Here is an 18097-nt window from a genome sequence, read left to right on the forward strand (position 1 = left end):
GCAGCCTCAAGCTGTCGCACCGCTCGATGCGTTTCAGGACCGCAGTCCTGCAAAGCCCGCTTCGCAGGGCGGTCTTCGCGCCGTGAGCCCGCCCGAGCGGCGTCGCGCGATTGGCCCGCGGATGCCTCGCCCCGCCGTTGCTTTCGAATCGCCCGTCGCTATAGTCCGCGCGCTTTCCGGCAGGTCAGTTCTGGCCCGCCGGTTCTGGCAAGTCTCTTTTTGGCCAGTCGCTTTCGGCAAGCCGATTTTGACAAGCCCGTCGTCGCAAGGCACCGGTCCCGCCGGGCCTCACGGGCCGCAGCCCTCGATCAGGAGTGTCTCGCGTTGATCACCCCCGCCTTCGCGCAAGGAGTCGGTGCCGGAAGCGGCGCGGATGTCGCGTTGCAGTTCGTGCCCTTCGTCCTGATCTTCGTGATCATGTATTTCCTGATTCTGCGCCCGCAGCAGCGCCGGCTCAAGGATCACCAGAACATGGTGAAGAACGTGCGCCGCGAGGACACCATCGTGACCACGGGCGGCCTCGTCGGCCGCGTCACGAAGGTCGCGGACGACGCCGCCGAGATCGAGGTCGAGATCGCCCCGAACGTGCGTGTGAAGGTGGTGCGCACGATGATCTCCGAGGTTCGCGTCAAGGGCGCCCCGGTCAAGGCCTCCTGAGAGGCCCCATGAGGGTGTCGGCGCACAGGCCCGGCACCTTTCGGTAAAACCATTCGGAACCGGGCGGATGCTGCGCTTCTCGAGAACCAAGATTTTCGCGACCCTGGCCATCATCCTGATCGGTCTGAGCCTCGCCGTGCCGAGCTTCTTCTCGAAGGAGCAGCGCGAGGCCTTCGTCAACGCGCTTCCGAAATCGGTCCAATGGATGGTGCCGACCCGGGCGATCGTGCTCGGCCTCGACCTCCAGGGCGGCTCGCAGATCCTGCTGGAGATCGACCAGCCCGACCTCGTCCGCTCGATGGTCACCGGCCTGCGCGACGACGTGCGCCGCATCCTGCGCGAGGCCTCGGTCTCGCCCGAGGGCGGCATCCGCGTCATCAACCGCGGCGTCGAGCTGCGCATCCCCGATGCGGCCGCCCGCGCGAAGGTGATGCCGAAGCTGCGCGAACTCGCAGCGCCCATCAACAACCCGCTCGCGGCCGGCGGCCAGACCCTCACGGTCAACGAGGCCGAGAACGGCACCGTCCAGCTCGTCCTCACCGAGGCCGGCATCAACGACCGCACCCGCCGTGCCGTCAGCCAGGCGATCGAGGTCGTGCGCAAGCGCATCGATTTCGGCGGCACCAAGGAGCCGTCGATCCAGCAGCAGGGCGCCAGCCGCATCCTCGTCCAGGTGCCGGGTCTGCAGAACCCGCAGGAGCTGGAGGACCAGCTCGGCAAGACCGCCAAGCTCGAATTCCGGATGCTGGCCGATTCGCCCTCCGGCGACGTCGACATGCTCGCTTCGAAGGACGAGGGCGGCGCCAAGGTACCGGTCGAGCGCCGGGTCATGGCCGATGGCAGCGATCTCACCGACGCCCAGCCCGCCTTCGACCCGCAGACCCACGAGCCGATGGTGAGCTTCAAGTTCAACCTGCGCGGCGCCCAACGCTTCGGTCAGGCGACCTCGGAGAATGTCGGCCGGCGCATGGCGATCGTGCTCGACAACGTGATCCAGTCGGCCCCGGTGATCCGCTCGGCGATCACCGGCGGCACCGGCCAGATCACCGGCAACTTCACCGTCAAGGACGCCAACGACCTCTCGGTGCTGCTGCGCGCCGGCGCCCTGCCGGCCAAGCTCACCGTGGTCGAGCGCCGCGTCGTCGGCCCCGGCCTCGGCCGCGACTCGATCGAGGCCGGCAAGATGGCGACCCTGGTCGCGGGCGGCCTCGTCATCGCGTTCATGTTCGCGACCTACGGCACCTTCGGCTTCATCGCCAACATCGCGCTCATCGTCCATGTCGGCCTCATCCTCGGCCTGATGTCGGTGCTGGAGGCGACGATGACGCTGCCGGGCATCGCCGGCATCGTGCTCACCATCGGCACGGCGGTCGATTCGAACGTGCTGATCTACGAGCGCATGCGCGAGGAAGCCCGCGGCGGCCGCTCCCTGGTCTCGGCGCTTCAGGCCGGCTTCGACCGGGCGTTCGCCACCATCATCGACTCGAACTCGACCATGGCGATCGCCGCCCTGCTCCTGTTCTTCATGGGCTCGGGCCCGGTGAAGGGCTTCGCCGTGGTGTTCATCCTCGGCATCCTCACCACCGTCATCACCGCCGTGACGCTGACGCGCATGATGATCGCGCTGTGGTACAACTGGTTCCGGCCCAAGGCCCTGCCGTTCTAGGGGCGCTGCCGCCTCGTTCCCGGCGCGGCCCACGCGCCGCGCGAAAGCTGAAATCTCAGGGGAAGCGCGCGGAGCGCCCCCTTCGCTTCGAGATCGACCATGCGCCTGCTTCGCCTCTGGCCCGACGAATCGCATTTCGACTTCATGCGGTTCCGGCGCGTCACCTTCCCGCTCTCGGCGGTGATGTCGGTCGTGACGCTTGTGCTGTTCATCACGGTCGGGCTCAACTACGGCATCGACTTCAAGGGCGGCACCCTGGTCGAGCTTCAGGCCAAGGCCGGCCAGACGGCAGATGTCGCCGAGATCCGCCACACCGCCAACGGCTTCGGCTTCGGCGAGACCGAGGTGCAGGAGCTCGGCGGCGAGGGTCAGGTGCTGGTGCGCTTCCCGCTCCAGGCCGGCGAGCAGGGCCAGACCGCGGTGATGCAGAAGGCGCACGCCGCCTTCGATGCGGGCTACGATTTCCGCCGCACCGAGACCGTGGGGCCGCGCGTCTCGGGTGAGCTGGTGCAGTCCGGCACGATCGGCGTCGTGCTCTCGGTGCTGGCGGTGCTGGTCTACCTGTGGTTCCGCTTCGAGCGGGAGCTGGCGCTCGGCGCCATCGTCGGCACCCTGCACGACATCGTGCTGACGGTCGGCGTGTTCATCATCACCCGCATCGAGTTCAACATGACCTCGATCGCCGCGATCCTCACCATCGTCGGCTACTCGCTCAACGAGACGGTGGTGGTGTTCGACCGGACCCGCGAGCTGATGCGCCGCTACAAGACGATCCCGGTGGTGGAACTCCTCAACCTCTCGATCAACTCCACCATGTCGCGCACGGTGATGACCTCACTCTCCACCACCCTGTCGCTCGTGGCGCTGGTGATGTTCGGCGGCGAGGCGATCAAGGGCTTTGCCGTGGTGATGCTGTGCGGCGTGGTGATCTGCACTTACTCCGCGATCTTCGTCTCGACCCCGGCGCTGATCTATATCGGCCTGCGCCTGTCCGGTGCGAAGGCATCGCAGCGCGAATCCGGCCTGCCGCAGGCGGCCGAGTAGGGCGCGGCGTGCGGCGGGAGGCGCGAGACCGATCCGGGACGCCTTTCTCCGCCCCGGCGGTTGAGAGGGGCGCCCGCGCCTCCGACATCCTCCGGGACGGAATGCGGGCGAACGGAGGCATGGCGTGAGCGAGGGACGAATCCCCGGGCAGATCCACGACGGCTTCCTGCCCGGCCGCCACGGCATCGACGCCTATGGCAATGGCGGCTTCCGCTTCGGGCAGATGTCCCACCGGGGCTCGATCCTGCTGCTGCCCTCCGGCGTGCGCGCCTGGGAGGTGAGCGAGCCCACCGGCATCGACGGGACGAGCCTCGGCCCGGTTCTCGCCGAGGCCGAGGGGATCGAACTGCTTCTCATCGGCACCGGCGCCGAGATCGTGTTCCTGCCCGAATCCTTGCGCCAGCGCCTCAAGGCCGCAGGCATCGGCCTGGACACGATGCAGACGGGAGCGGCCGCGCGGACCTACAACATCCTGATGGCCGAGAACCGCAAGGTCGCGGCCGCGCTGATCGCCGTCTAGAGCCGCATCCCACCGGATTGCATCAGGCCGGGTACGGCTCTAGGTCCTTGTTTTGACGCGCATTCTTTCGACGGACCGGCAACCACCTCGTCGGACTGCGCTCTGAGTTCCGAACGCCGCATGAGCCCCGCTCCATGACGCGCCCCGAGACCCGAACCGAGACGAGCCCGGAGGCCGGCAACGGCGGGCTCGCCTTCGCCTTCCGGCATTGCGAGGAACTGGTGCGCGCGAGCGACCCAGACCGCTATTTCGCGGCCCTGTTCGCGCCCGCCGCCTTCCGGCCGCACCTCTTCGCACTCTCCGCCTTCAGCCTGACCATCGCCCGCGTCCGCGAGGCGGCCTCGAACCCGATGGCCGGGGAGATCCGCCTGCAATGGTGGCGCGACGCGCTTCAGGGCGAGGCGCGGGGCGATGTTCGGGCCAATCCCGTCGCCGCGGCCCTGGACGATGCGATCGTCACCCGCCGCCTCGGGCGCCAGCCCTTCGTCGACCTGATCGATGCCCGCGTCTTCGACCTCTACGACGACCCGATGCCGCGGGTGAACGATCTGGAGGGCTATTGCGGCGAGACCGCCTCGGCACTAATCCGCCTGTCCGCGCTGGTGCTTGCCGACGGGGCCGAGCCCGGCGGGGCGGCGGCCGCCGGCCATGCGGGCGTCGCCTACGGGATCACCGGCCTGCTACGGGCGCTGCCGTGGCACGCCCGCCAGGGGCAGGTCTACCTGCCCGGCGACCTGCTGCGCCAGAATGGGGTGACGCGCGAGGACATCGTCTCGGGCCGGGGCGGGCCGGGGCTCGTGCGCACCTGCGCCGAATTGCGGGCGCTGGCACGGCGCCACCTTGCTGCCTACGAGACGGCTCGCGGCACCATCGCTCCGGCGGCCCGCCCTGCTTTCCTGCCGACGGCTTTGGTCGAGCCCTATCTCGTGGCGATGGAGCGGGCCGGCTACGACCCGCTCAACAGCGTGATCGAGATCCCCCGCTGGCGCCGCCTGTGGCGGCTGTGGCGGGCGGCGCGCACCGGGCGGTGAGGAAACGAGGCGGGAGCGGCCTCGCATCGGATTTTGCAATCGCCATCAATAGCGAATTGCTATTTCACTGAGTTTTGCTATGCATCTCGCATGGCCGAGGTCGTCTACAGTAAAGCTGCCTTGAAAGCTTTGATCCGGCTTCCGGCCGATGTATCTCGGAAAATTCGCCTTAAAATCGAGCAATACGCGGCCGAACCGGAGGCCCTTGCCAACAACGTGAAGGCGCTCCGAGGGGAGCCGGGTGTCCTGCGCCTGCGGGTTGGAGATTGGCGCGTGCTCTTCACTGAGGAAGGCATCGTGGTTTCCGTCATCAAGATCGCACCACGCGGTGAGGCGTACGACTGACCGGCGGAGGAAACGAGAACCCATGAACACGCGGATCATCACCACCCCCGGCGGCGAGCGTCTCGTGCTGGTGCCCGAGTCGGATTTCGAAGCGCTGGTGGCGGCGGCCGAAGACAATGCCGACCGTACCGCCATAGCGGAGTTTCGGCGCAAGCTCGCTGCGGGTGAGGAAGAGCTGATTCCGGCCTCGGTCGTGGAGAGGCTTCTTTCCGGCGAAAACCGTGTCCGCGTCTGGCGCGAGCACCGTGGCCTGAGCGGGACTGCGCTCGCGAAGCAGGCGGGCCTCGCTCAGGCCTACCTGTCGCAGATTGAGACGGGAGCACGGGAAGGCACCTTAGAAACCTACGGCAAGCTGGCCGCGGCCCTGGCGGTTTCCCTGGACGATCTCGCCGGCTGATGCTCCCATCCGGGTCGGCGACCGGCCGCGTTGCCGGCCGCCTGGGGCCGCCTCAGCGCGCCTTCTTCGTCAGCTTCTGCGCGATCTCGAACATCTCCTCCGGCGCGTAGTCGGGCGCGAAGGCCGACGGGATGCCCGTGAGCTGGTGGATCTTGCCGCCATCGGGCATGCCCTCCACGATCTCCAGCTCGCCCGGCGGATCGCCCGGCAGGGCGTGCTCGCTGCTGTTCCAGATGCCGGCGATGTCACGGTAATCGTTCGGGCTCCAGGTATAGAGCCGGCGATGCGATCCCTCCTGCAGGTACTTCTGGCATTCGGGGATCTTGTCGAGGTTGATGTTCGGGGTCGGCAGGAACTTGTCGAGATCGACGCCGGTGATCTGCTTGAGCGCCAGGGCGTAGGCGTGAGCGTGGACCGAGCCGCGCACCAAGAGGTAGCCGCACACTTCGCGGCCGGTCGGGTCGGACAGGGTCTCATAGACCCGCAGCTTGTGCAGCCGGGCGCCGCATTCGAGGTGGAAGTTGTGCAGGAGATCGACGACGACATTGCCCGTCGAGGTGATGAAGTCGTTGTTCCACGACGCGCCATTGCTGTTGATGGGCGCCGAACCGCCGCCGTTCGACAGGAAGGCCGCGGCAAGCCGGATGTCCTTCATGTCCTCGAACGGCGCGCCCGAAATGTCGCCTCCATCCGTCTCGTCGCCGTCGTTGTCGGGCCCGTTGTTGAGCATGGCGACGCCGTTGCTCACGAGTTCGACGTGGCCGAGTTCCTCCGCCGTGATGCTGGAAACGAGGCTGTAGAACGGCTTGAGCTTGTCCTTGCTGCGAAAGTTGAAGCTCTGGAACATGTAATTTCCGAGCGTGGACATCTCGCCGTATTTGCCGCCCAGCAACTCCTGCAGCGCAGCGGCTGCGTTGGGGTCCTTCCGTTTCGGTGCGGGAAGCTCGGCTTGTAGCTTATCGACGCGCATGAACATGGGAGAAGACCTCTCGCTGTTGCCGGTCACCACCGGAACGTGCGCCGCAGAAGCCTCCATGCATCGTCACAGCCCAAAGCGGCCCGACGGTCGGAGGTTCGGTCGGGCACTGGGGTGTGCGGTCGGAACCGCGCGGTGAAGGCCTCTGTTCCCGGCCCCACGCACCGGTTGCAGGTTTACCGCCGGGCCGTTCCTGCCCCCGGACCGGCAATGCGCCACTGCGTCGCGGTGCCGGGCCATCGCGCGATGCCGCTTGAGTAGCGTCGCGGCGCGAAGAGCGGGCATTTCACGATTTTGGCCCTGAACAACATCGAGCGGAGCGAAAAACCGAGGCTGCGGAGGCAGCTACCGGTGCTTGAGACTGCCGTAAAAGCAGAACGATCATTTGATGCAATCGTTCGGTGTCGCGGTGCGCAAAAGCGTCACCGCGCAAACATCTGCCGATCGTGGGATTGAATACATGATGCCTTGCGTTGAGCAGGCCTAACGGCTCTGTTAGCACCCTGTGCCAGATGGTCCCGGCGGAAGATCGGGGCCTGGGAGGAGCAAGGCCCGTGACACCCTGGAATCAGGTCTACGATCCGTTCGGGAGCCAATGGCTCTCGACCTTCATGGCATCGCTGCCGGTGATCGCCCTGCTCGGCATGATCGCGAGCGGCAAGATCAAGGTGCACATCGCCGCCATCCTCGCCCTGGCCGTCGCCTTCCTCGTGGCGACGGTCGCCTTCACCATGCCGGTTGATCTCGCGGTCCGCGCGACGATCCTGGGCGTGGTCACGGGCATGTTCCCGATCGGCTGGATCATCCTCAACGTCATCTTCCTCTACCGGCTGACGGTGGAGAAGGGCTGGTTCGCGATCCTCCAGCAATCGGTGGCCGGCATCACCGAGGACCGGCGCATCCAACTCCTGCTGGTGGCCTTCGCCTTCGGTGCCTTCTTCGAGGGCGCGGGCGGCTTCGGCACCCCGGTGGCCGTCACCGGCGCCATCCTGATCGGGCTCGGCTTCTCGCCGCTGGCCGCCTCAGGCCTCTCGCTCATCGCCAACACCGCCCCCGTCGCCTACGGCGCCCTCGGCGCGCCGGTGCAGGGTCTGGCCTCGGTGACGGGCTACGACCCCTACGTGCTCGGCGCGATGATCGGCCGTCAGTTGCCGTTCTTCTCGGTGATCGTGCCGTTCTGGCTGATCTGGGTGTTCGCGGGCTTCCGCGGCATGATCGCGATCTGGCCGCCGATCGCGGTCTGCGGCATCTCGTTTGCCGCGGCGCAGTTCCTGATCTCGAACTACATCAACCCCTGGATCGTCGATATCGGCGCCTCGCTCGTCTCGATGGCCGCCCTCGTCGCCTTCCTGAAGGTGTGGCGGCCGGCCCAGATCTGGTCCTCGCCCGCTCTGCGCGGCCACGACCCGTCGATCGGCTACGGTCAGCCGCGTCCGGCCTCTCTCGGCGCGGGCGTCCCCGGCGATCTGCCCAAGGCGCATGTCGGCGGCCGCACCGCCTCGTCGAGGGAGATCTTCATGGCCTGGGTGCCATGGATCATCCTCTCGATCATCGTGGCGATCTGGGGCACCGGCTGGTTCAAGGGCATCGTCAACCCGATCTTCTCGTGGAAGTACGAGGTGCCGGGCCTGCACAACATGATCATGAAGGTGCCGCCCGTTGAGGCCGCGCCGAAGGCCGAAGCCGCGATCTTCAACTTCACCTACATGTCCTACACCGGCACGGGCGTGCTGTTCGCCGCGATCATCTCCGGCATCATCATGCGGTTCTCGCCGGTCCGCCTCATCACGGCGTATTTCGAGACGATCTGGGTGCTGCGCTACTCGCTCATCACCATCGCGGCGATGCTCGCCCTCGGCGTGCTCACCCGCTACGCCGGTGTCGATGCCACGCTCGGCCTCGCCTTCGCCGGCACGGGCATCCTCTACCCGTTCTTCGGCACGCTGCTGGGCTGGCTCGGCGTCGCGCTCACGGGCTCGGATACGGCCTCGAACGTGCTGTTCGGCGGCCTGCAGCGGATCACCTCCGAGCAGCTCGGATTGTCGGGCATCCTCATGGCCTCGGCGAACTCGTCGGGCGGCGTGATGGGCAAGATGATCGACGCCCAGTCGATCGTCGTGGCCTCGACGGCGACGGGCTATTTCGGCCAGGAGAGCAAGATCCTGCGCTTCGTGTTCTGGCACTCGATCGTGCTGGCCTGCCTCGTCGGCGGCCTCGTGATGCTCCAGGCCTATGTCTATCCGTTCACAGAAATGGTGATCCACCCGGCCGCGACGGTGCCCGCCGCGCACTGACCGGCCGGCTCGACGGCACACGGAAAAGCCCGCCCCGAGCGATCGGGGCGGGCTTTTTCTTGGGCTGAGGCAGAGCATCGTCCCGAAAGGTGGTTGCCGGCTTTCGGAAAAAGACGATGCGGCAACAAGAGCCGAGAGCATCGTCCCGGATCCGCTATCCGGGACGATGCTCTAGCGTGGGCCGGGTGCTTCCGGCTTTGTGGGCTCGACCGGCGGCGCCGACCGCGCGAGCCGACCCTCCTCGGCGCGGTGGACGTATTGGCTCGCCACCAGCCAGCCCTTGAAGAAGCGCAAGGGAAGGGTGCAGGCGATCAGCACCACCGGCAGGGTCAGGGCAAAGTGGAGCCAGACCGGCGGGTCGTAGGTCAGCTCCAGCCACAGGCCGAAGGCGACCGCGGGAATCGCCGTGGTCATCATCACGAAGAAGGCGGGACCGTCGGCGGGATCGGCGAAGGAGAAGTCGAGCCCGCAGGCGTCGCAGCGCGGGGCGATGCTCAGAAACCCCTTGAACAGATGGCCCCGGCCGCAGCGCGGGCAGGCGCTGCGCGCCGCCACGGAGAGCGGCGCCTGGGGCTCGTACCGGGTCTCGGTCCGAATCGGGTCACGGGTGTCGGTCATCACGGTCTCCTGGCGAGGCAACCGATGCCCACCGCGATGGTTCGCCGGGGCCCCGCAGGCCACCCATGCGGGACCGGATGGATTTTTTCGAGCTGATATTTTTTCCGGAGATCCGGATTAAACAGCGGCGATCGCGCGTTAATGATCTCACGCGCGCCACAGCAGGCCGCAAACATGTTCTTCCGCCGCCTCCGCCGCGACAGCCTGAGCGACTTCCCCCGCATCGAGACCGGGCGGCTGACGATTGCACCGCTCGGCGCGGGTGATGCGCGGGCCGTGCACGCGCTCACCAATGATCCGGCTATTACCGGCGCGGTCGATTTCCTCGCCAACCCGTTCACCCTGGCCGATGCCGAGGCGCTGATCGCCTCCGGCCGGCATGGGCGCGACCGCTTCCTCGGCGCCTGGAGCCGCGAGGACGCCGCCCCGCTCGTCGGCATCGTCGGGACCCATCTGCGGGGGGAGGGCGCGGTCGAGATCGGCTACTGGATCGGCGGGGCCGCCCGCGGCCGCGGCTTCGGGACGGAGGCGGTCTCCGCCATCGTCGGACTGCTGCGCCGCCGCTTTCCCCGCCGGGCGATCGTGGCCGAGTGCCGTCCCGGCAACGTCGCCTCCTGGGGCCTGCTGCACAAGATCGGCTTTCGCGAGACCGGCTCGGAGGGGCACCGCCCCGGCCGCCGCCAACTCGTCCTCGAAGGGGCCTGACGCCGCAGGCTGCGCCGAACAGGCCGGAGCGGGATGGACCAAAGACCGGGAGGCGGCGGATCTCGAATCGGCTTAAGATCGGTGAATAGGCCCTCGCCGGCCAGTGCCGGCGCGCCGGAAGACATGATCGCGATGACGGCCAGCGCACACTCGGATATCGGCGGCCCCGCCGATAAGGCGGCTCCCCTGGCGGGCGGACAGGCCCTGCGCCTCCTGATCGTCGATGATCACCCCCTGTTCCGCGAGGCTTTGGCGAGCGCCATCGCGCTTGCCTTCCCCGAGGCGGTTTTGCACGAGGCGGACGGCATCGGCACGGCCTGCGAGACCTTAAGCCGGAACCCCGCCATCGACCTCACGCTGCTCGATCTCTCGATGCAGGGCGTGACCGGGTTCGAGGGGCTCACCGCGATCCGCACCCGCTTTCCCCGCGTGCCGATCCTGATTGTCTCCGGCGTCACCGATCCGCGCATCATGCACGAGGCCCTTCGCCACGGGGCGGCCGGCTTCGTGCCGAAGGCCGTCGACAAGGCGACCCTGACCCGGGCGATCTCCGAGGTGCTCGGCGGCGCCCTGTTCATGCCGCCCGATCTCGCCGCCGCGCCGGCCCCGGCGCGGGGCGGCGACAAGGCGCCGATCGCCGAGCGGATCGCCCGCCTGACCCCGCAGCAGATGCGGGTGCTCGGCATGATCCGCCAGGGCAAGCTCAACAAGCAGATCGCCTACGAGCTTCAGGTCGGCGACTCGACGGTGAAGGCCCACGTCTCCGAGATCCTGCGCAAGCTCGAAGTCATCAGCCGGACGCAGATCGTGATCGAGACGGCCTATGTCGATTTCGATCAGGCGGGCGGGGGGTTCTGAGCCGCGCGTTACGCGAACCGTTTGGCCGCGACGACGCACAGCACCACCCCGGCGGCGACCGCGACCATCGCCCCCTCGACCGGTTCGCCCAGCAGAAGGCCGGCGAGCGCGAGGCCGAAGAAGGGCTGGAGCAATTGCAGTTGCCCGACCCCGGCGATGCCGCCGAGCGCCAGCCCGCGATACCAGAACACGAAGCCGACCAGCATGCTGAAGACCGAGACGTAGCCGAGCCCGGCCCAGGCCGGCAGGCCGATCCCGGTCCATGAATCCGGCAAGGTCATGAGCGCCAGAACGGCCATGGCGGGCGCGGCCAGCACGAGCGCCCAGGAGATGACCTGCCAGCCGCCGAGCCGGCGCGACAGGCGGGCGCCCTCGGCATAGCCGAGACCGCAGAGCAGGATCGCCCCCAGCATCAGCCCGTCGCCCGCAAGGTCGGCGCCGTCGCTGCGCGCCAGGGCAAAGCCCGCCACCAGCACGCTGCCCACGCCCGAGAACAGCCAGAAGGCGGGTTTCGGCCTGTCATCGGCCCCCAGCAAACCGAACAGGGCAGTGGCGAGCGGCAGCAGGCCGATGAAGACGATGGAGCGGGCCGAAGTGATGTGCCGGAGCGCCAGCGCCGTGAGCAGGGGAAAACCGACCACCACGCCGAGGGCCACCACGGCGAGCGGCCCGAGATCGCCCCGCGCCGGCCGCTTCTGCCGCAGCAGAGCCAGGAGCGCGCCTCCGAGCCCGGCGGCGATCACCGCGCGCGAGGCGGTGAGGAAGAGCGGCGTGAAACCGCCGACCGCCACCCGCGTCGCCGGCAGCGAGCCGCTGAAGATGAGCACGCCGAGGAGGCCGTGACCCCACCCCTCCCAGGATTGTTTGCCGGTCTGCTGCATCGTCCGTCCTCGAAACCGGCGCGAGGATAGGCCGGCCGGCCCTGGCGGTGACAGGCACGGTTCCGTACAGTTTGGTCCGAACTGTATGGCTCTTTGCGCCCGCACGGATGACGCGTGACATGATGGAGGATGCGGGCGGCCGCACCGAGGCGGTGATGGCGGCGATCCGCCAAAGGCTCGCCGCGCGGGTGCTGGCGCCGGGGGAGCGGCTGCCCTCGATCCGGCGCTTTGCCGCGGCGATGCAAGTCTCGCCCTCGACCGTGGTCGAGGCCTATGACCGGCTGGCGGCGGAGGGGTTGATCCGGGCGCGGCCGGGCTCCGGCTTCTTCGTCTCGGGCGCGGTCTCGCCCCTGGCGCTCACCGAGCCGGAGCCGCGACGCGAGCGGGCGATCGATCCGCTCTGGGTCTCGCGCCAATCGCTCGATGCCGGGCCGGACATGCTCAAGCCGGGCTGCGGCTGGCTTCCGGCGGAGTGGATGCCGAACGCGGCGATCCGCCGGGCGGTGCGCGGCATCGCCCAGGCCGGCGACGCAGTGCTGACGGATTACGGCGCCACCCGCGGCGCGCTCACCCTGCGCCGTCACCTCGTGCGCCGGCTGGCGGGGGAGGGGATCGAGGCCGGGGCGGACCAAGTGCTGCTCACCGCCTCGGGCACGCAGGCCATCGACCTGATCGGCCGCTTCCTCCTGCGCCCCGGCGACACGGTGATCGTGGACGATCCCTGCTACTTCAACTTCCAGGCCCTGCTGCGCGTGCACGCGGTTCGGATCGTCGGGGTGCCCTACACGCCGACGGGGCCCGATCTCGCGGCCTTCGCCGCGGCGCTCGCCGAGCATCGCCCGCGCCTCTACGTCACCAATTCAGCGCTCCACAATCCGACCGGCGCGACGCTCTCGCCGCAGAATGCCCACCGGCTCCTGACGCTCGCGGCGGCGCACGACCTCACCATCGTCGAGGACGACATCTTCGCCGACTTGGAGCCCGAGCCCTCACCCCGGCTCGCCGCCCTCGACGGCCTGAACCGCGTCATCCGTATCGGCAGCTTCTCGAAGACGCTCTCGGCCTCGATCCGCTGCGGCTTCATCGCCGCGCGCCCCGACTGGATCGAGTCCCTGGTCGATCTCCAGGTGGCGACGAGCTTCGGCGGCCCGAGCCCGGTCGCCGCCGAGCTGATCGCCGGCACGCTCGCCGACGGCAGCTACCGCAAGCATCTGGAGGCCTTGCGCCGCCGCCTGTCGCGGGCGCGCCGGGAGGCCACCGCCCGGCTCGGTTCGCTCGGCATCACACCCTGGATCGTGCCGCGCGGCGGCTTCACCCTCTGGTGCCGCCTGCCCGACGGGCAGGACGCGGCGGCTCTCGCCCGCGCCGGCTTGGCGGAGGGTCTGGTTCTGGCCCCCGGCAACGTCTTCAGCGTCTCGCAGACGGCTTCCGGCTTCATGCGCTTCAACGTGGCGCAGATGACCGATCCGCGGGGCTATGACGGGCTGGCGCGGGCGATGGAGGGAGCGCAGATCCCACCCGCATCCTCACCCTGAGCTGCCGCAATGCGACCGCGAAGGGTGTTCCCGTACCCCGCGCGATCCCTGGAAGCCCCTTCGAGGCCTGCGCTTGGCTCCGGCACCTCAGGGTGAGGGCGCTGGCTGGGATGACCTACGGCGACAGCTTGTCGATCAAGCTCTGGATCTGGCCCGGCAGCGGCGTGCCGTCCTGGCGGCTGTAGAGGTCGCGCAATTGCCGGCCGATCTCGGAGAGGCTCATCGTGCCCTTGACGATGAGCCGGTCGGCCTGCCGGCCGAGGCTCTCTTTCTCCTCGCTCGTGATCTCCTTGGCGGTGAGCACCACCACGGGGATGCTGTCACCGTCGGGGCGGCCGCGCAGGGCCCGCAGGAAGGCGAAGCCGTCCATCACCGGCATCATCAGGTCGAGCAGGATCAGGCTCGGGCGGACCTCATCCAGACTCTCCAGGGCGGCGGCGCCGTTCTCGGCCTCGCGCACCTGCCAGCCGTCGCGCTGGAGCGTGCGGCGCACCCGCTCGCGGGCATCGGCGTCGTCATCGACCACGAGCACGCTGCCCTCGCGATCGACGGGGCGGTAGCGCTCCATCGCATCCTTGAGCACCCCCCAATCGATCGGCTTGACCATGTAATCGGTGGCGCCGAGCACGTGGGCGAGGCTGAACTCGTTGACCACACTGGTGATGATGACCGGCGTCTCGGCGATCTCGGGATCGGTGCGGATGGCGTGCAGCACCGCCCAGCCGTCCATGCGCGGCATCTCGATGTCGAGCAGGATCGCCCGCGGCTTCAGCGCCCGCGCCAGCGTCAGCCCGGCCCGGCCATCGTTGGCGGTGCGCACGCGGAACCCCTCGCGTTCGAGGAAGCGCTGGAGCAGGTCGCGGGCGGCCGGGTCGTCATCGACGAGCAGGACCACATCGTGCAGATGCGCCTCGCCCTCGGTGATCTCCTGGACGCGGGCGGCGACGCTTTCCGCCTCGACCTCCTCCTCGTGGGCGGCGAGTTCGGCCGGCAGGCGGATCGTGAAGGTCGCGCCCTTACCGAAGGTGCTCTCGACGCCGATCGTGCCGCCCATCCGCTCGACGAAGGCGCGGGTGATGGCAAGCCCGAGGCCGGTGCCGCCGAACTGGCGCGTGGTCGATTCATCCGCCTGGGAGAAGCGCTCGAACAGCCGGCCGATCTGCTCTTGCGTCAGGCCGATGCCGGTATCCGAGACGGAAAAGCTCAGCCACTCGGCGCCGTCCTGCCTCTGGCGACGGACACCGAGGATGATCTCGCCATCCTCCGAGAACTTGGCGGCGTTGCCGATCAGGTTGATCAGCGACTGGCGCAGCTTCAACTGGTCCTGATGCATCGCGCCCAGATCCCCCTCGAAATCGAGGCGGAAGTGGTTGCGCTTCTTCGTGATCAGGCTCTGCGTGGCGGCCGTGACGTCCTCGATCAGGGACACGACATCGAAGGTCTCCGCCGCCAGGGTGAGGCGGCCGGCCTCGATCTTGGAGATGTCGAGCACGTCGTTGATGAGGCCGAGCAGGTGGCGGGCCGCGGACTCGATCTTGCGCAGGTCCGGCAGCAGCTCGGCCTGGCCCAGATCCTCCAGCTCCTCGCCGAGCATCTCGGAATAGCCGATCACCGCCGAGAGCGGCGTGCGCAGCTCGTGGCTCATATTGGCCAGGAACTGGCTTTTGGCGAGGTTGGCCGCCTCCGCCGCCGCACGAGCCTGCTCGATGGCGGCCTCAGCCTCCTTGCGGGCGGTGATGTCGATGTTGAGCCCGACCCATTCGCGGATGGAGCCGTCCTCGGCGAGCACCGGCACGCCGCGCACCTCCATATCGCGCCAGACCTCGTCGTGGCGGCGCAGGCGGTACTCGACCTCGAACACCTTCACCCGTTCGACGCATTCGGCCCAGACCTCGGCGACGCGCGCCCGGTCGTCGGGATGGATCGCGTCGATCCAGCCCCAGCCCTGATAGGCCTCGTCGCCCTGGCCGGTATAGGTGGCCCAGCTCGGCTGGGGCGGCATCAGCTCCCCTTGCGCGGTGGTGCTCCAGATGACGGCGGCGGAGGCATCCACCAGCGCGCGGAAACGCTGCTCGGAATGGCCGAGCGCGTCCTGCGCGAGCCGCGTCTCGGTGACGTCGGTGTTGGTGCCGTACCAGCGCACGACGCTGCCGTCCGCATTGCGGACCGGCTCGGCCATCGACAGGAACCAGCGGTAGCGGCCGTCCTTGCCGCGCAGGGGGAAGGTGTCCTGCCACGATTCCCCGGCGGCGATGCAGGAGGAAAAGCGCCCCGCGGCGCGCTCGAGATGGTCCGGGTGGTGCAGCTTGCGCCAGCCGTGATCCGCCATCTCGGTCGGCGTCGTGCCGGTGTAATCGTACCAGCGGCGATTGTACCAAACGAGGGTGCCGTCGGCCTCGGCGATCCAGGCGAGCTGGGGCAATGCATCGGCGAGATTGCGGAAATCGGCCATGGTCGGCCCGGTTTCCGGCACCTTCCCGTCCTGTACGGTCACGGTGATGTCTCCCGTCAGCTTCGTCGGCATCATGGCTTCGTCGGCGTCGCAGCCGCGTCGTCACGGTTTGCGTCCGCCCGGTGTGGCCGGCTTTCGCGCGGATGCGAAATCAAAAGTCAGCGGCGCAGGCGGTTGCCGAGGACGAAGCCGAACAGACCCATCAGCACGATCCCCGCCGCCCCCTGCAACCCGACCAACAGGTTGGTGACGCGGCCCAGCGGTTTCACCCCGATCTCCGGCGGGTTGGCGGTCATCATGTTGAGCGCGCTGTAGCTCACGAGATCGAGCGGGTTGTAGGTCGGCGTGTTCGCGCCCTCGTGGAAGAGCCCGCCCGTCGCCCCATAGGCCCCGGCGAACAGGAAGATCCCGACGAGGAAGGCGCGGGCGATCCGCGAGAGGCTCTCGCCGTAATCGCACAGCCACTCGACGAAGCGGTCGGCGATCCAGCGGTAGCCGGAGCTCAGCGTTCCGCGAACATCGCGGGCGAAAAAGGCCTCGCGGGCCCGCACGCCGGCATGGCGGCGGCCCATGCGGCGCCCGCGCTTGTAGGCCCAGCTCGCGCCCTCGGGGCTGCCGATGCTCTGAAGGTTGCGCTCGAGCGCGAGATAGCTCGCCTGCGCCGCCTCGTATTCGCCCGCCGCCTCCTCGCCGACCATGCCGCCGATCTGCTCGACGGAGAGCCGCACGCCTTCCAGCCACGCGCCGGCAAAGCGCGCGTGGTGCAGCTTGCACGTCGTGAGGTCGAGCCGCACGAGGCTGGTGCGGGAGAAGTCGGCCCCCGACAGGTCCGCCCCGTCGAGGCGGGCGCCGGAGAAGTTGGCCCCGCGCAGCCGCGAGCCGACGAGCCGCGCCTTCTTCAGGCTGGCGCCCTCGAAATCCGCGCCGGTGAGATTGCAGTCGGAGAGGTTGGCCTCGTCAAGCCGGGCCTTTCGGAACACGGAATCGTCGGCATCCGCCCCGGTGAAGTCGGTGCCCCACAGGTCAGCGCCCTCGAACCGGGCGCCGTCGAGGAGCGCCTTGTCGAGCCGGGCAAAGCGCATGGTCGCGCCGGAGAAATCGGCATCCTCCAGCATCGCCTCGCGGAAGGAGGCCTGCCCGCCGGCAATTCCGGTGAAGCGCGCGCCGCTAAGGTCGGCGCCGGCAAAATCCGCCTCCTCCAGGCAGGCATTCGCGAAGCCGGCCGAGCGGGCGAGCGCTCCGGCGAGCGAGGCGCGACGCAGGTTGGCGTCGGAAAAGTCGGTGGTCTCCAGCCGGGCATCGGCGAGGTCGGCGCCGGCAAGGTCGAGCCCGCCCACGCCCTCCGCCCACCAGCGCGGCGGCGCGTTCGGATCGATATGGATGTTCAGCGCGGCGCGCGACAGGCTGAGCCCGGCAAGGTCGTCGCGCCCGGCGATCGAGAACGGCGCCGCCTCGTCCGAGAGGCGCGCGAGCAGCGCCACGACGCGCGGATCATCGCCGTCCGCATCGCCCTGTCGCACCGCAAACGCCTCGCATGATCCCGCCCTCAAGCCCCATAGCCGGCCCGGCCCGAGCGAGACAAGGCGAGGGGCTGCGCGGGCGGCGCGGTTTTGCAAATGATCCTATGCTACCGCAACGGCTTTCCGTGCGTTGTGTGGCCACAGCGCGTGCGGCGCGAGAAGGGGTTCAGGCGTGTCGGGCAAAATCCTGCTGGTGGAAGATCACGAGGAGATCTGGGATTTCCTGTCCCGCCGGCTCAAGCGCCGCGGCTACGAGGTCGTGCTCGCCCATGACGGCGAGGCGGGCGTGCAGCAGGCCCGCGCCGCCCAGCCCGACGTGATCCTGCTCGACATGAACCTGCCGATCCTCGACGGCTGGTCGACTGCCCGCGCCCTGAAGGCCGCGACCGATACCCGCGCCATCCCGATCATCGCGCTCACCGCCCACGCCATGTCGGGCGACCGCGACAAGGCGATCCAGGCCGGCTGCGACGACTATCACCCGAAGCCGATCGACTTCCCCAAGCTGCTCACCCAGATCGGCACGGCGATCGGGGCAGGGGATTGAGGGACGGTCCGGCCCGCCCCTTCCACCCTCGACCTGCCTCTCCCGAACGGG

At 68.7% G+C, this 18097-nt stretch carries 17 protein-coding genes; 12 read left to right on the forward strand and 5 right to left on the reverse strand.

Annotated elements, in window-relative coordinates:
* The first annotated feature begins 324 nt into the window (after positions 1-324).
* The 7 genes from yajC to ASF53_RS14475 all read left to right on the forward strand — a co-directional run bounded on the left by yajC (position 325) and on the right by ASF53_RS14475 (position 5660).
* The gene (gene yajC / locus ASF53_RS14445) at positions 325-657 is read left to right on the forward strand and encodes a preprotein translocase subunit YajC (RefSeq protein WP_056199503.1); all 333 of its coding nucleotides are present in this window, start codon (positions 325-327) and stop codon (positions 655-657) included.
* Positions 658-724: 67 nt separating this feature from the next.
* Positions 725-2323 (forward strand): protein translocase subunit SecD, encoded by a 1599-nt coding sequence (gene secD / locus ASF53_RS14450; protein ID WP_056199505.1) that lies wholly within the window; start codon positions 725-727, stop codon positions 2321-2323.
* Between the two features lie 99 nt (positions 2324-2422).
* Positions 2423-3367, forward strand: coding sequence for a protein translocase subunit SecF (gene secF / locus ASF53_RS14455; protein ID WP_056199509.1), 945 nt, complete (start codon positions 2423-2425; stop codon positions 3365-3367).
* 124 nt (positions 3368-3491) lie between these two features.
* Positions 3492-3887 carry an Mth938-like domain-containing protein gene (locus tag ASF53_RS14460; protein ID WP_056199511.1) on the forward strand — a complete coding sequence of 132 codons (396 nt, stop codon included), beginning with the start codon at positions 3492-3494 and terminating at the stop codon, positions 3885-3887.
* A 134-nt stretch (positions 3888-4021) separates the two neighbouring features.
* Positions 4022-4918: a phytoene/squalene synthase family protein gene (locus tag ASF53_RS14465; RefSeq protein ID WP_056199514.1), complete on the forward strand. Its 897-nt coding sequence runs from the start codon at positions 4022-4024 to the stop codon at positions 4916-4918.
* 90 nt (positions 4919-5008) lie between these two features.
* Positions 5009-5263: a type II toxin-antitoxin system RelE family toxin gene (locus tag ASF53_RS14470; protein ID WP_056199517.1), complete on the forward strand. Its 255-nt coding sequence runs from the start codon at positions 5009-5011 to the stop codon at positions 5261-5263.
* Between the two features lie 22 nt (positions 5264-5285).
* A complete protein-coding gene (locus tag ASF53_RS14475; protein WP_056199519.1) occupies positions 5286-5660 on the forward strand; it encodes a helix-turn-helix domain-containing protein in 375 nt (124 codons plus the stop codon).
* Between the two features lie 52 nt (positions 5661-5712).
* On the opposite strand, the gene ASF53_RS14480 is transcribed toward ASF53_RS14475, so the two are convergent.
* Positions 5713-6636 carry a manganese catalase family protein gene (locus ASF53_RS14480; protein ID WP_003601302.1) on the reverse strand — a complete coding sequence of 308 codons (924 nt, stop codon included), beginning with the start codon at positions 6634-6636 and terminating at the stop codon, positions 5713-5715.
* Between the two features lie 554 nt (positions 6637-7190).
* On the opposite strand from ASF53_RS14480, the gene ASF53_RS14485 reads away from it, so the two are divergent.
* A complete protein-coding gene (locus ASF53_RS14485) occupies positions 7191-8930 on the forward strand; it encodes an L-lactate permease (RefSeq protein ID WP_056199522.1) in 1740 nt (579 codons plus the stop codon).
* Between the two features lie 171 nt (positions 8931-9101).
* On the opposite strand, the gene ASF53_RS14490 is transcribed toward ASF53_RS14485, so the two are convergent.
* Complete coding sequence (locus ASF53_RS14490; RefSeq protein WP_056199526.1) at positions 9102-9548, reverse strand: DUF983 domain-containing protein; 447 nt, start codon at positions 9546-9548, stop codon at positions 9102-9104.
* A 174-nt stretch (positions 9549-9722) separates the two neighbouring features.
* Here ASF53_RS14490 and ASF53_RS14495 point away from each other — a divergent pair, with 174 nt between their 5' ends.
* Together ASF53_RS14495 and ASF53_RS14500 are read left to right on the forward strand one after the other, a co-directional pair.
* Entirely contained in the window at positions 9723-10253 is a 531-nt protein-coding gene (locus ASF53_RS14495; protein WP_056200174.1) for a GNAT family N-acetyltransferase, read from the forward strand.
* A gap of 123 nt (positions 10254-10376) precedes the next feature.
* The gene (locus tag ASF53_RS14500; RefSeq protein ID WP_056199528.1) at positions 10377-11111 is read left to right on the forward strand and encodes a response regulator; all 735 of its coding nucleotides are present in this window, start codon (positions 10377-10379) and stop codon (positions 11109-11111) included.
* Between the two features lie 8 nt (positions 11112-11119).
* Here the strand turns inward: ASF53_RS14500 and ASF53_RS14505 are convergent, their stop codons facing one another.
* Complete coding sequence (locus tag ASF53_RS14505) at positions 11120-11992, reverse strand: DMT family transporter (RefSeq protein ID WP_056199532.1); 873 nt, start codon at positions 11990-11992, stop codon at positions 11120-11122.
* A gap of 119 nt (positions 11993-12111) precedes the next feature.
* On the opposite strand from ASF53_RS14505, the gene ASF53_RS14510 reads away from it, so the two are divergent.
* Positions 12112-13527: an aminotransferase-like domain-containing protein gene (locus ASF53_RS14510; RefSeq protein ID WP_056199534.1), complete on the forward strand. Its 1416-nt coding sequence runs from the start codon at positions 12112-12114 to the stop codon at positions 13525-13527.
* Between the two features lie 115 nt (positions 13528-13642).
* Here the strand turns inward: ASF53_RS14510 and ASF53_RS14515 are convergent, their stop codons facing one another.
* Together ASF53_RS14515 and ASF53_RS14520 are read right to left on the reverse strand one after the other, a co-directional pair.
* Positions 13643-16054, reverse strand: a complete 2412-nt coding sequence (locus tag ASF53_RS14515; RefSeq protein ID WP_056199537.1) for a hybrid sensor histidine kinase/response regulator — start codon at positions 16052-16054, stop codon at positions 13643-13645.
* Positions 16055-16137: 83 nt separating this feature from the next.
* Positions 16138-17499 (reverse strand): pentapeptide repeat-containing protein, encoded by a 1362-nt coding sequence (locus ASF53_RS14520; RefSeq protein WP_056199540.1) that lies wholly within the window; start codon positions 17497-17499, stop codon positions 16138-16140.
* 172 nt (positions 17500-17671) lie between these two features.
* Between ASF53_RS14520 and ASF53_RS14525 the strand changes: the two genes are divergently transcribed.
* A complete protein-coding gene (locus ASF53_RS14525; RefSeq protein WP_003601316.1) occupies positions 17672-18046 on the forward strand; it encodes a response regulator in 375 nt (124 codons plus the stop codon).
* The last annotated feature ends 51 nt before the right edge of the window (positions 18047-18097 follow it).

Source organism: Methylobacterium sp. Leaf123, assembly GCF_001423405.1.
Taxonomy (GTDB): Bacteria; Pseudomonadota; Alphaproteobacteria; order Rhizobiales; family Beijerinckiaceae; genus Methylobacterium.